The sequence below is a fragment of the Antrihabitans spumae genome (assembly GCF_043944905.1).
Lineage (GTDB): Bacteria > Actinomycetota > Actinomycetes > Mycobacteriales > Mycobacteriaceae > Antrihabitans > Antrihabitans spumae.
The window spans coordinates 1-12,535 of record NZ_JBIMSN010000139.1; the positions used below are offsets into that span (position 1 = coordinate 1).

General features: G+C 63.2%; 16 protein-coding genes. 6 read left to right on the forward strand and 10 right to left on the reverse strand.

All coding sequences use genetic code 11. The features are described from left to right. Nucleotides 1-307 precede the first annotated feature (307 nt). On the forward strand, nt 308-1,045 hold the full coding sequence (locus tag ACHIRB_RS27145; protein ID WP_395118063.1) for a M23 family metallopeptidase: 738 nt from the start codon (nt 308-310) through the stop codon (nt 1,043-1,045). A 35-nt stretch (nt 1,046-1,080) separates the two neighbouring features. Here ACHIRB_RS27145 and ACHIRB_RS27150 read toward each other — a convergent pair whose 3' ends face one another. Beyond that, the gene (locus ACHIRB_RS27150) at nt 1,081-1,437 is read right to left on the reverse strand and encodes a hypothetical protein (RefSeq protein WP_395118061.1); all 357 of its coding nucleotides are present in this window, start codon (nt 1,435-1,437) and stop codon (nt 1,081-1,083) included. A 113-nt stretch (nt 1,438-1,550) separates the two neighbouring features. Between ACHIRB_RS27150 and ACHIRB_RS27155 the strand changes: the two genes are divergently transcribed. Further along, nucleotides 1,551-2,771 (forward strand): acyl-CoA dehydrogenase family protein, encoded by a 1,221-nt coding sequence (locus ACHIRB_RS27155; protein ID WP_395118059.1) that lies wholly within the window; start codon nt 1,551-1,553, stop codon nt 2,769-2,771. Beyond that, nucleotides 2,768-3,526 (forward strand): SDR family oxidoreductase, encoded by a 759-nt coding sequence (locus ACHIRB_RS27160; protein ID WP_395118057.1) that lies wholly within the window; start codon nt 2,768-2,770, stop codon nt 3,524-3,526. The genes ACHIRB_RS27155 and ACHIRB_RS27160 overlap by 4 nt, the downstream gene beginning before the upstream one ends. Nucleotides 3,527-3,596: 70 nt before the next feature. Here the strand turns inward: ACHIRB_RS27160 and ACHIRB_RS27165 are convergent, their stop codons facing one another. The 3 genes from ACHIRB_RS27165 to ACHIRB_RS27175 are packed head-to-tail and all read right to left on the reverse strand — an operon-like array spanning nt 3,597 to nt 5,955. Beyond that, on the reverse strand, nt 3,597-4,139 hold the full coding sequence (locus tag ACHIRB_RS27165; protein ID WP_395126543.1) for a PH domain-containing protein: 543 nt from the start codon (nt 4,137-4,139) through the stop codon (nt 3,597-3,599). Further along, nucleotides 4,136-4,939, reverse strand: coding sequence for a family 1 encapsulin nanocompartment shell protein (locus ACHIRB_RS27170; protein WP_395118053.1), 804 nt, complete (start codon nt 4,937-4,939; stop codon nt 4,136-4,138). The genes ACHIRB_RS27165 and ACHIRB_RS27170 overlap by 4 nt, the downstream gene beginning before the upstream one ends. Next, on the reverse strand, nt 4,936-5,955 hold the full coding sequence (locus ACHIRB_RS27175) for a Dyp-type peroxidase (RefSeq protein ID WP_395126542.1): 1,020 nt from the start codon (nt 5,953-5,955) through the stop codon (nt 4,936-4,938). Before ACHIRB_RS27175 ends, ACHIRB_RS27170 begins: the two co-directional genes overlap by 4 nt. Nucleotides 5,956-6,118: 163 nt before the next feature. Here ACHIRB_RS27175 and ACHIRB_RS27180 point away from each other — a divergent pair, with 163 nt between their 5' ends. Continuing rightward, complete coding sequence (locus ACHIRB_RS27180) at nt 6,119-7,165, forward strand: LLM class F420-dependent oxidoreductase (protein WP_395126541.1); 1,047 nt, start codon at nt 6,119-6,121, stop codon at nt 7,163-7,165. On the opposite strand, the gene ACHIRB_RS27185 is transcribed toward ACHIRB_RS27180, so the two are convergent. The 6 genes from ACHIRB_RS27185 to ACHIRB_RS27210 form a co-directional block, all read right to left on the reverse strand. Continuing rightward, a complete protein-coding gene (locus ACHIRB_RS27185) occupies nt 7,162-7,869 on the reverse strand; it encodes an SRPBCC family protein (protein WP_395126540.1) in 708 nt (235 codons plus the stop codon). The genes ACHIRB_RS27180 and ACHIRB_RS27185 overlap by 4 nt on opposite strands. A 3-nt stretch (nt 7,870-7,872) precedes the next feature. Beyond that, a complete protein-coding gene (locus ACHIRB_RS27190) occupies nt 7,873-8,463 on the reverse strand; it encodes an ArsR/SmtB family transcription factor (protein ID WP_395126539.1) in 591 nt (196 codons plus the stop codon). Nucleotides 8,464-8,603: 140 nt separating this feature from the next. Further along, the gene (locus tag ACHIRB_RS27195; protein WP_199705471.1) at nt 8,604-8,930 is read right to left on the reverse strand and encodes a cupin domain-containing protein; all 327 of its coding nucleotides are present in this window, start codon (nt 8,928-8,930) and stop codon (nt 8,604-8,606) included. A 77-nt stretch (nt 8,931-9,007) separates the two neighbouring features. Beyond that, nucleotides 9,008-9,421, reverse strand: coding sequence for a hypothetical protein (locus ACHIRB_RS27200; protein ID WP_395126538.1), 414 nt, complete (start codon nt 9,419-9,421; stop codon nt 9,008-9,010). Between the two features lie 75 nt (nt 9,422-9,496). Beyond that, complete coding sequence (locus ACHIRB_RS27205; RefSeq protein WP_395118042.1) at nt 9,497-9,997, reverse strand: dihydrofolate reductase; 501 nt, start codon at nt 9,995-9,997, stop codon at nt 9,497-9,499. Beyond that, nucleotides 9,987-10,745 carry a thymidylate synthase gene (locus ACHIRB_RS27210; RefSeq protein ID WP_395126544.1) on the reverse strand — a complete coding sequence of 253 codons (759 nt, stop codon included), beginning with the start codon at nt 10,743-10,745 and terminating at the stop codon, nt 9,987-9,989. Before ACHIRB_RS27210 ends, ACHIRB_RS27205 begins: the two co-directional genes overlap by 11 nt. Nucleotides 10,746-10,823: 78 nt before the next feature. On the opposite strand from ACHIRB_RS27210, the gene cobF reads away from it, so the two are divergent. Both cobF and ACHIRB_RS27220 read left to right on the forward strand, forming a co-directional pair. Further along, nucleotides 10,824-11,567 (forward strand): precorrin-6A synthase (deacetylating), encoded by a 744-nt coding sequence (cobF, locus tag ACHIRB_RS27215; protein WP_395126537.1) that lies wholly within the window; start codon nt 10,824-10,826, stop codon nt 11,565-11,567. Nucleotides 11,568-11,592: 25 nt separating this feature from the next. After that, nucleotides 11,593-12,462, forward strand: a complete 870-nt coding sequence (locus ACHIRB_RS27220) for an Fpg/Nei family DNA glycosylase (protein WP_199705466.1) — start codon at nt 11,593-11,595, stop codon at nt 12,460-12,462. The last annotated feature ends 73 nt before the right edge of the window (nt 12,463-12,535 follow it).

The following is a 12,535-nucleotide window of genomic DNA, read 5'->3' on the forward strand; positions in this document are numbered from 1 at the left end:
CCCGAAACAGCTCCGTCACGAAACCGTTCCCGCCGATCCACCCCCATTAGTCTTTTCGGCGGTTCGGCCCACCGAAAAGACTCACAAGGCCGAAGGTCTTCCGGGGTCCGGGTTGCGGAATGGTCACGGAGTTGTATCCTTCTACGCACAACTATATCGATTCGTTACTTACGGCCGGCCGAAAACTGAGGACAACCCTTTGTCGCAGCATCGCAACAGCACGAAGTCCGACTCGACAGCGCTACTGACTGGCAATGTCGTGACCAGCAAGTCTTCATCGAAGGGACGCCATCGCGCGCCGACTCGAATGAATGATCGAACCGGAGTTGCCGCGACTGTTGCCGTTGCTGCCGGCGCGTTGATTGCGACGGGATATCAGGTGAGTAACCCGGCGACCGCGCAGGCGGCTCCTGATGGTGCCGCTCCTGCGATCCCCGGTCTGCCGATCGAGATCAGCAATGGCCTCGACCAGCTGAACAAGTTCACGGAGAGCCTCACTGCCGCCCCCGAGGCTGCTACGCCTGAGGCAGCTCCCGTTGCAGGTCCGGAATTGCCTGCCCTGCCGCCCGAGATCACGAACGGCATCGAGCAGCTCAACAAACTCGGCCAGGATTTCGCTGCGCAGTTCGCGCCGCGCGCACCGGTCGTCCGTCCCGTCAACGGCGCGATCACGTCCGGCTACGGCGCTCGCTGGGGTGCGATGCACTCCGGTCTCGACTTCGCCGACGCCATCGGCACTCCCATCGCGTCGGTATCCAACGGTGTCGTCATCGAGGCGGGTCCGGCGTCGGGCTTCGGCCTCTGGGTCCGCGTCAAGCAGGACGACGGCACGACCGCCGTGTACGGCCACGTCAACGACATCACGACGTTCGTCGGCAAGCGAGTCACCGCGGGCGAAACGATCGCGACCGTAGGCAACCGCGGTTACTCGACCGGGCCGCACCTGCACCTGGAAATCTGGCATCCGAGCGGTGTCAAGCTCAACCCGGCCAACTGGCTCACCACTCATGGCGTCAAGCTCGGCCTCGGCGCTGCAAACGCCTGATAGAGCACCAACCTGATTCGTAGCCGGTCACCCGGCTACGAACTTGGCGTTTGCAACGTCATCGACGTCAAGTCGGACCCTGTGATCCGGACCGTGTTCGACGGCTCTGGATTGTCGGTGTCCAAGCCTCGCACGGCGTCGGGGCGGACTTCCAACAGTTGCACTCGTCGCCAGCGCTCGTCTGCCTGCGAAAAGAACCACCACTTCTCCATCAGGCTGGACAGGCCGCGTTCGAGGACAGCCGCGATGGCTGCGTCACGATCGGACTCGGCACCGAGCGCGCCACCGAAAATCGTAAGTGGCCGCCATTGTGTCGACCCCGCGATCGGCTCGACGAAACCCATCAACTCGTTGTCCGAGCCTCGATGGATCGCCTGCCTGCCCGTACCCATTGTCTTGTCCCTTCTGCTGTGACGTCTTCTGTGACGCTGAACTGTGAAGGGCAAGCATCGCGGGTTGGTGCGGTCGCGTTCAACCGAATTTGCTGCCGGGTTACGCTCGCCGGATGGATTTCGCTCTCTCTCCGGTGGCTGCGGACTACCACCGTCGAATCTCCGCATTCATCGCCGACGAGATCGACCCGATCGAGGTCGACTACCACCGCCAACTGCGCGCGCTCGACAATCCGTGGCAGGTGCTTCCTGTCATCGAAGAGCTGAAAGCGAAGGCAAAGGCTGCTGGGCTCTGGAACCTGTTTCTGCCGAGCGTGCTGTCGAACACCGACTACGCACCGCTCGCCGAATTGATGGGTCGCTCGTTCATCGCACCCGAGATCTTCAACTGCAACGCGCCCGATACCGGTAACGCCGAGGTGCTCGTGCACTACGGCAGTGAGCAGCAGAAACAAGAGTGGCTGACGCCGTTGCTCGCGGGTGAGATCCGCTCGGCATTCGGCATGACCGAACCCGATGTCGCATCGTCGGATGCCACCAACATGGAGTCGACGGTCGTGCTCGACGGCGACGAGATCGTCGTCAACGGTCGCAAATGGTTCTCGACCGGCATCGGGCATCCGAACTGCAAGTTCATCATCTTCATGGGGTTGACCGACCCCGACGCCCACCGGCATCAACGCCACAGCATGGTCATCGTTCCTGTCGACACACCCGGTGTGAAGATCGAGCGGATGCTGCCCGTCTTCGGCTTTCGCGACGAGCCCTACGGGCATGGTGACGTGAGCTTCACCGACGTTCGGGTTCCTGCCGAGAACGTCATTGCAGGCGTCGGACGTGGTTTCGAGATCGCGCAGGGCAGGTTGGGTCCGGGGCGGATTCATCACTGCATGCGCCTGATCGGGTTGGCCGAAAAGGCGCTCGAGTTGGCGTGCACCCGTGCGATGTCGCGGAGTGCCTTCGGGAAACCGATTGCGAACCTCGGCGGCAATCGCGAGCGAATTGCCAAGGCGCGCATCGCAATCGAGCAGTCTCGTCTGCTCGTGCTGCACGCCGCCTGGTTGCTGGACACACACGGGATCGCAGGAGCGATCTCGCAGGTATCCCAGATCAAAGCCGCTGTGCCTGCAATGGCCCTCGAGATCGTCGACATGGCGATCCAACTGCATGGCGGTGCCGGACTCACCGACGACTTCCCACTCGCCGGCGCATACACCGCCGCTCGGTCGCTACGGTTGGCCGACGGACCGGACGAGGTTCATCTCGGCGTCGTCGCTCGGATCGAGTTGGCGCGCTACAAGACTGCCACTACTGCAAATGGAGCACACACGTGAGCAAGCCGGTCCGCCAGAACATCCTCATCACGGGCGCAAGTTCGGGTCTCGGTGAAGGAATGGCACGTCTCTTCGCAGCCAAGGGACGAAACCTCGTCCTGTGCGCGCGCCGCACCGACCGGCTCGACGCGTTGGCCGCGGAACTCACTGCCAGTCATCCCGAGATCGCCGTGCTCGTCCGGACTTTGGACGTCAACGACCACGATGCCGTGTTCAACGTGTTCACCGAAGCGGACCGGGAGATCGGGGGACTGGATCGTGTCATCGCGAACGCGGGCCTCGGCAAGGGCCAACCCGTCGGCACCGGACGTTTCGATGCGAACAAGCAGACCGCGGAGACCAACTTCATTGCGCTGCTTGCACAGTGCGAAGCGGCGATGCAGATCTTCCGCGAGCGCAACGCGGGTCATCTGGTTGTCGTCTCCTCCGTGAGCGCGGTGCGCGGCATGCGAGGCAACGTCACGACCTATGCCGCATCGAAGGCTGCCGCAGCGCACTTGGCCGAAGGAATTCGGCTCGACGTCCTGAACAAGCCGATAGCGGTGACGACTCTGCTCCCCGGCTACATCGAATCCGAGATGACGGCGAAGGCAGGCAAGACACCGCTCATCGCTAGCGCCGAGAAGGGCCACAAGGCCATGGTCGACGCTATCGAGAAGGAGCCCGCCAACGCCTACGTGCCGTGGTGGCCGTGGACCGCCTTCGCGAAGGTGGTCGGTATCGCGCCGCTCGCCGTGCTCCGAAAATTGGGGTAGGGGCCAACGGCCCTCGTGAGTCCTTTTGGAGGTCGGGCCCTCCGAAAGGACTCACGAGGCGCGAAGCGCCCTAGATCGTGATTTTCCAATGCTGTTGCACCGCAGCGGCGATGGAGGGCGAGACTCTGATATCCAAGCCCTTGCGCCTTGCCATCGCGAAGATGGATTCGATCATCTCGCGCTGATGCATCTCGCGGGCATTGGTGTACGGATGGGTGACCGGCTCGAGCACCGCAAGTGCCAAGCCGCCACCGCCGGCGCCGACGGACCCGAAATACAATGCGAGAAGCCAGCTTTCGTCTCGACGGTGGTGGGGTTCCGGATGGGTTTCCACCTCGAATCGACAGCCGACGACGTCGTCCCACGACAGCACCTGCTTACGCAGGAGTTCGCGAACCGTGATTGCCTCGTCGGTGAGGGTGATCCTGTGCAACGTGGCCAACGTCAGGTACAACGCCGTGCCGATGACAAAGCCGACGATCAGGCCGGTGACGATCCGATTGACACCGAACGCCGCGACGACGAAGACGAGCACGACTAGCCCGACGACCACAGCGGTCGCCGCATACAACGCCGTTCGCGCGAGGGGTACTACGCCCGCGCGCACATTCATACGGTCGGTTCCATGGTGACCGCAGCCTCCGCGGTGTAGACGAGAAACGTCAGCGACTCCTGGAAGTACAACTGCACACTGTCCGCGTCGTGGGAGGTGTAGCCGATCGAAAGGTCCTGGCCGAGTTGCAGATCGAAGTCGCCACCTCGGGTCGTCAAGACGAACGCGCCGTCGATCGCCGGCGCCCAGATGATGTCGCCCTCGATGAGGCGCTGGATGTGTTCGCGGATCGGATAGCCGTGGTCGGACGTCTCGCTGACCTCGGCGTAGAGGTCTGCGCTCAGCAGCACGGAGTAGGGTCCGTCGACGCCGGCAAGACGAAGGCTGCTCAGCGTCTGCGTGATCGCCTCGGGCACCAGTTTCGCGTCCTTTGGCAACGGCACCGCATCGTTGGACGAACTTGCCCTGATACCCGCAATCCCTGCCGCCGCATAACCTTCGAAGATCGCGCGGTCCTCGGCGAACGCGATCTGCTTCGCGGCCTCCTTGACCGGATCGAGGTCGGCGTCCTGCGCGCCGCGCTCGACGTTGTCGATCTCGTTGCGCGACAGCGTGAACGGGACGCGCAATTCGACCACCGCAGCAACGGTGCGTTGATGGGCCTGCACGCCCGCTGCCGGCGACTCGATCGGCACCGTCCGGCCGAGTCCGACAGCCGAGAAGTCGGTCCCATGTGGACCCGACACGTCGACAACACGCCGACCTGCGATGTGGCGCTTGAAGGTTCGCTTCGCTTCCTCCTCGATCGCCGCCCAGGCGACCTCGGTGATGGGCGCAAGATCCCGGTAGAGGTTGTTCATGACGTCGTGCTCCTTCTCAGGCTGCCGATATTCAGCGAACTGTCCGGACTGCTCGGCTTGTTTTCCGAAGCCGTTGTTGCACTTGGTGTCGGTGCGGGTGGGAGATCGTCGAGGAAGTCGGCGCTCGGTGCGAAGAACAGGGTCCCGGTGACCGCTGTCGAGAAGTCGAGAATCCGATCATGGTGCGCTGCACCGGCACCCAGAAACATTCGCTCCAACATTCGTTCGGTGACCGTCGGCGTCGCGGAGTAGCCGATGAAGTAGGTACCGTATTCGCCGTCCTTGACGCTGCCGAAAGGCATGTTGGCTCGGACGATCTGACGTTCGGTGCCGTCGGGATCGACGATAGACGTCATCGAGACGTGAGAATTGGCGGGTTGCTCGGCGTCGTCGAGCTCGAAGTCTTCGAGCTTGGTTCGGCCGATGACACGTTCCTGATCAGGCACCGGCAGCGACCGCCAATCGGCCATCGCATGCAGATACTTCTGCACGATCACGTAGCTGCCGCCCGCGAAGTCCGGGTCTTCGTCGCGAACCAGCGCGGCCGCACCCGCGGCTGGTCCTGTGGGGTTCTCGGTGCCGTCGACGAATCCGAGCAGGTCGCGTTGCTCGAAGTAGCGGAAGCCGTTGGTGTCGTCCACAACGGTCGCCGCGCCGTCGAGACGGTCGACGAGCTTCGCCGCAAGTTCGAAACACACGTCGAGTGCGTTCGCCCGGATGTGGAACAGCACATCGCCCGGGGTGGCCGGTGCCGAATGCCGCGGGCCGGAAAGTGCACGAAAGTCGTGCAGCTCAGCAGGTTTGGGTCCATCGAACAGTCGATCCCAGGCCCTGGAGCCGATCGCGGTGACGCAGTTCAAACCGGAGGCGGGCACCCGGAAGCCGATGGAGCGCGCCAAACCCGAGACATCCTGCAGGAGATCGCGTGTGGTCTCCTCGCCGCCTTCGTTCACGGTGATGACGAGGAAGATCGCCGCGGTCGTCAGCGGGGTAAGAATCGGCTGGGCTTCGGCCATACCTCACCGTAGTACGCGGTCGTCCAACCCGTTCGCGAAGATCGACTTCGGGTCGACAAGCAGGGCAGCGGACCCCGTAAACGGCACACATGTGCGAGGGCTATGTTGGTTATTGGCGGTGTGGCAACGGCGCCACATCGCGTAACGGAAGGGCAGGGCGGACGTGCGGATCGGGCTGACACTCAACTATGCGGGAGGCTTCCGCGAAGTAGCCGCCGAGGTCGAGGATCTCGAACGCGCTGGCATCGACATCGTCTTCGTGCCGGAGGCGTACTCCTACGATGCCGTGAGCGGTATCGGATACCTGGCCGCGAAGACGTCTCGGGTCGAGCTGGCGTCGGGCATCCTGCAGCTCTACACGCGCACGCCGACGCTGACTGCCATGACCGCCGCAGGCCTCGACTTCGTGTCCGAGGGCAGGTTCGTGCTCGGTCTCGGGGCATCTGGTCCACAGGTCATCGAGGGTTTCCACGGCGTCCCATACGACGCGCCGATCGGGCGCACGCGTGAGGTCGTCGAGATCTGCCGCAAGGTCTGGCGCCGTGAACAACTCGAATACAGCGGCAAGTACTACCAGATTCCGCTGCCCAAGGATCAGGGGACGGGCCTCGGCAAGGCGCTCAAGCTGATCAATCATCCTGTGCGCGAGGATATTCCGATCCTGCTCGCAGCGCTTGGACCGAAGAACGTCGAACTCGCCGCCGAGATTGCTCAGGGCTGGCAGCCGATCTTCTTCCATCCGGAGAAGGCGCACCTCGCCTGGGGTGACGCGCTTGCCAAGGGCCGAGCGAAACGCGACCCGAGTCTCGGCGAACTCGAGATCTTCGCGGGTCCGGCGCTGGCCATCGGCGACGACACCGAACCGATGTTGCAGTGGGTCAAACCGCATCTCGCCCTCTACATCGGCGGAATGGGCGCGAAGGGAAAGAACTTCTACCACGAGCTGGCGACCCGCTACGGCTACGGATCCGAGGCCGACCGGATCCAGGAGCTCTACCTCGAAGGCAAGAAGCAGGAAGCCGCCGCGGTCGTTCCCGACGAGTTGGTACGCGCGATCTCACTCATCGGTCCCGCCGGCTTCGTGAAGGAACGGGTCGCTGCGTTCAAGGAGGCCGGTGCAACGACGCTCAACGTTGCACCGCTCGCCTCCGACACCACCGCCAGGGTGAAGCTGATCGAACAGCTGCGCGAGATCTGTGACGACCTCTAGGCGTTCGTCACCGCTGCGACGCGGTGGCTGTCCCACCACGACTGCCAGCGCTGGGCAAGTTCGTCGTGTGCGGCCTCGGTGAGCCCGTAGGACGTGAGGACGAGCATCGAGCCGCCTAACGGTCGTTGCTGGTTGCGCGGTTGGTCACCGACAATCAGAAGTCCAGGGCCGAGCTGTTCGACGGTCACCGCAATCTGGTGTGGTGCGACGAGTCGGACAACACCGTCGAACACGTCCGCGGTCGCCATGTCGGCCTGATAGGGCCGGCCCACCTCAGCGGTGACGGGTAGGCCGAGTGCTTCGCGCGGTTCGACATCGAGACGACCCTCGAGCATAAGTGTCCGACGCACGGCGAGGGCGTGCACCTCGATGCCGAAACGCAGTTGCTCGAGGAACGTCGTCCACCCTTCGGTGATGTCGTCGTACCATTCGTCCCATTCCGGGTTGTTTCCCTTGGGCGCGCGTGTGATTCGAACCGTCGTGACGCCGTCGTCCTCGTGCAGGGTGAATACGTCTTCGCCGAGGCTCAGCGTGTAGTCCTCGGATTCGGTGCCACCCGTCAGGAAGATGGAGTCGATCTCGGCGTCGAGTCCGTCATAGTGCCAGCCGTGCCAGCGGCGGATCAGATCCGGGTCACGTAGCGCAGGCCAGACTGTGGCCGCGGGTGCTGCGATGGTGGTTTCGATGATCACTGGCTCGGTCATCGGTCAGTCCTTTGTTCGTGGGGTCGGATAGCCGGCAGCAACGATGCGGAACTGCCGGCCGGTGGGGGAGTCGAACTGCTCGATCACAGCCGCTGTAGCAGCGGCAAGTGCTTCGGTGAAGCGGTGGACATCGTCAGGATCGGCAAACCTGATCTCGGATTCGAGTGTGTAGGTGAGCAGCCGCGTACCCGTCTTGTCGGCGTTCGTCTGCATCCGTACGACGTCGCGAACCGCATTCGAGGCAACGGCTACCAGGTGGTCCGCGGCGTGCCGCGCATTGTCGGTAGGTGGCGCGGGAGTTGTTGCGGGCGTGAGGATATCGGGGTCGATGACGTAGGCGGTCGCCGTTGCTTTGAGTACCCGTTCGGTGAAGCCGCGCCGCCGCCGCGTCTCGACGAGTTCGATCAGCCCTGCATCTTCGAGTTGGCGAAGGTGGTAGCCGATCTTCTGCCTCGGCAGGTCGAGATCGTGTGCCAGCTCGATGGCCGAGGCGGGTGTTCGCAGCCGCTGCAGGAGATCGCGACGGATCGGGGTAAGCGCCTGCCGGAGCTGCTCGGGATCCCCGACAAGTTCCATGTTCTTCGACGCGTCCACAGTGGAAGCTTCCAATAGACAAATAAATTTGTCAATAGGGTCGAGGGTGCCCCGCGCACAGTAAAGCCCCTCCGCCGGAGCCGGCGAAGGGGCTTACGTACTCGACCTGCTACCTACTCTTCTCTTGCATACTCGACCGGCTACATAGCGACCGTGAGCAAAAACGCGACGTCCTCGATCGCTTCGACACTGTGGCGGGCATTTGGAACAACAAGGAGGTCTCCTGTGGATCCCTTCCAGCTGTTCTCACCGCTGATCAACTGCAGCTTCCCGCTCAGGATCAACAGCGTGGACTCGCCGCTGTTGTCGTGCTCGGCAAGGCTTTGACCAGCACGAAGTCCTACGACGGTCTGTCTGAGGCTTCGTGAATGACCACCGTAGATCGTTTGCGAACTGCGGCCGCTGGACGCCGTGTTGGCCAGCTTCAATTGCTGCCGGGCAACGGCGGTCAGTGACTTCTTATCCATGTAAAGCCTCTCCTTGGGCTGAGCGGAAAGGTTGAGCCCTTGGAGTATGACGCACTCGCGCCGACGCTGACCTGTTATCAGGCAACGGATGAGCGTCGGCTCCGCAGACCGACTGCCTGCGCGACCGCGAATCCGCCGACCACCACAGCCTGAGCGAGGGTCCAGACGATACCGACGGCTGTGAGAGGCCTCGCCTCTACGATGGCGAAAACCACACTCGCCGTTGCCCATAGCGCATTGCCGCCGATCACTGCGGCAACGAGTGTGCTGTTCGGGCGGTGCTGCGCGCTGAGCAACCAGACGCCGATTGCGTAGACGAGAAATAACGCGCCGACCGCCCGCAGGAAACCTGACGAGGTACCGAACAGATCGTCGAGCAGGGGTGCCGCGACGAGGTAGGCTACGCCGTTCGCACCGGAGACGACGGCGTCGACTTTCAGGGCGAGATGTAGGAACGACTGGTTCGTCTTGGCTTCGAGTTGGGCGATCATCTGGTGCCTCCTGGTCGCGATTGCTGTGTATTGGTTCGACACAGGAAGCTTCGCCCGAGGGCGTAATCGCGACAATTACCTCACAGGTAAGTACTCGAGGAAGCGGTAGCGCAGGCCGGACGGCTCGGACGTCAGCCACGGTGTGTCGGCGGCCGCCCAGCGATCGTCGATCGCGGGTGCAAAAGAGTCGCCATCGATGTCTGCGTCGATCTCGGTGACGACAAGCCGATCAGCCAGCGGCATTGCGGCGGCATACAATTGACCACCGCCCATAATCCAGACCTGGTCGCCCGTGCTCATCTGCATTGCGTCCTGCAATGACCCGGCCCGTGTGGCGCCGTCGGCGGCCCAATCCGGTTGCCTCGTCACGACGATGTTGCGACGACCCGACAGTGGACGAAACCGCGCAGGCAACGAATCCCAGGTCTTGCGGCCCATCACCACCGGACAGCCCATCGTTACGGCCACGAAATGCGCCGTGTCCTCAGGGATCCGCCACGGAATCCCGCCGTCGCGGCCGATCACGCCCGCCGTCGTCTGAGCCCAGATCAGGCCGATCTGCGTCTCAGACGGCAACGGGCGCCTTGATGGCCGGATGGTGCTCGTAGCCGACGATTGCGACGTCGGTAAAGGAGTAGTCGAACAACGAATCAGCTTTGCGCAGTTCCAATTTCGGGAACTCGAAGGGTTCGCGCGACAGCTGAGTCGTCACCTGGTCGACGTGGTTGTCGTAGATATGGCAGTCGCCGCCGGTCCAGATGAAGTCGCCTGGCTCGAGACCGGTCTGCTGCGCGACCATGTAGGTGAGCAGCGCGTAACTCGCAATGTTGAACGGAACGCCGAGAAACAGGTCGGCGCTGCGCTGATACAGCTGGCAGCTCAATTTGCCGTCCGCGACGTAGAACTGGAAGAACGCGTGGCACGGTGCAAGTGCCATCTCGGGGATTTCCGCCACGTTCCATGCCGAGACGATGATGCGACGCGAATCCGGATTGCTGGCAAGGGTTTCCAGCACCTGCGTGATCTGGTCGATGTGCTCGCCACTCGGCGTCGGCCACGAGCGCCACTGCACCCCGTAGACCGGCCCGAGTTCGCCGTCGTCGTCGGCCCATTCGTCCCAGATCGTGACGCCGTTCTCGCGCAACCACTTGACGTTGGACTCGCCGCGCAGGAACCACAGCAGTTCGTACACGATCGACTTGAGGTGGACCTTCTTGGTCGTGATCAGCGGGAAACCGGCGGCGAGGTCGTAACGCAGCTGATGTCCGAAGATGCTGCGTGTGCCCGTGCCTGTGCGGTCGGCCTTCACCGCTCCCGACGTCATGACATGAGAGAGCAGGTCCTCGTATTGAGTATCGATCGCCACGTCGGACAGCCTATCGCGTGCTCTAGGGTCGCCAGCATGCGCAAGCTCTCCGTGATCGGTATCGGTGCGGGTGATCCCGACCAGGTGACCGTGCAGGCCATCAAGGCAATGAACCTCGTCGACGTGTTCTTCGTGATCGGCAAGGGAGCGGAGAAACAGGAACTCGTCGACGTCCGGACCGAGATCCTGGACTCCCACGTCGACGGTGAGTACCGAATCGTCGAGGTTGCCGACCCGCCGCGTGACCGGACCCCGGACGACTACAAGGGCGTCGTCGACGATTGGCACGATCGGCGCGCCGAAGTCCTGGAGAAGCATTTCGCGGCCGTCCCAGACGACGAGATCGGCGCCATCCTGGTGTGGGGAGACCCGTCCCTCTACGACAGCACCCTGCGGATAGTCGAGCGGGTGCTTGCCCGCGGGAACCTGTCGTTCGCCTACACCGTCGTCCCGGGAATCACCAGCGTGCAGGCGCTCGCGGCACGGCATCGCATCGTGCTCAACGCGATCGGCGAACCCGTGCACATCACGACGGGACGAAAGCTTCGGGACGAGCCGACCGGCAACGCCGTCGTGATGCTCGACGCCGATTGCAGTTTCACAGCGGTAGCCGGTGACGACATCCACATCTGGTGGGGCGCGTATCTCGGCATGGCGGACGAGGTGTTGATCGACGGAAACCTGCGTGAGGTAGAAGACGACATCGTCCGCACTCGTGCGACATTGCGCGACCGGAAGGGCTGGATCATGGATACCTACCTCCTGAGACAGCAAATGTGACGGACACTCGGCTTACGCTGGAGGAATGCCCGAGCTACCAGAGGTCCAGGCCCTGACGCAGTTCCTGCAGGCGAACGCAGTCGGATCGGTCGTCGGCCGCATCGACGTCGCGGCGCTGTCCGTGCTGAAGACGTTCGATCCGCCCATCACGGCGTTACAGGGCAAGGACATCACCGACGCCGGACGCTGGGGTAAACATCTAGGTATCAGCTGCGACGGCGTCTGGTTGATAACGCACCTCTCGCGCGCAGGGTGGCTCCGCTGGGTCGACAACCCGAGTCCCGCACCGCCGAAGCCCGGTGGACGAAGCCCGCTTGCGCTGCGCGTACACCTGTTCACGCCCGAAGGGGCGACGCCGGCCATCGACCTGACCGAGGCGGGCACGAAGAAGCGCCTCGCGGTCTGGCTGGTCCGCGATCCGCACGACGTTCCCGGCATCGCGAGACTCGGACCGGACGCGCTCGAGGTCACCGAAGACGAGTTCGCGCAACGGCTGAAAGGCACGTCGCAACGGATCAAGTCGGCGCTCACCGACCAAACCGTGATTGCCGGCGTCGGCAACGCGTATTCCGACGAAATACTCCACACCGCAAAGATTTCGCCGTTCGCGACGACGGGAACGATGGCAGAGGCGAAGATTTCGGTGATCTACGAGACGATGCGTGCGGTCTTGACCGACGCCGTCGAACGCTCGGTCGGTCAGGACGCGGCTCGGCTCAAGGGGGAGAAGCGATCCGGGATGCGTGTGCACGCGCGCACCGGTCTACCGTGTCCGGTCTGCGGAGACATCGTTCGCGAGGTGTCGTTCGCCGAGCGCTCGTTCCAATACTGCGCGACGTGCCAGACGGGCGGGAAGGTGCTTGCGGATCGGCGGATGTCGCGGTTGCTGAAATGAGACCCTTCGCTCGTTAACCCAGATCTTTCTCCGGGCTGACGTGCCGGCTTGATCTGTTTCGGATTGGGTTTTC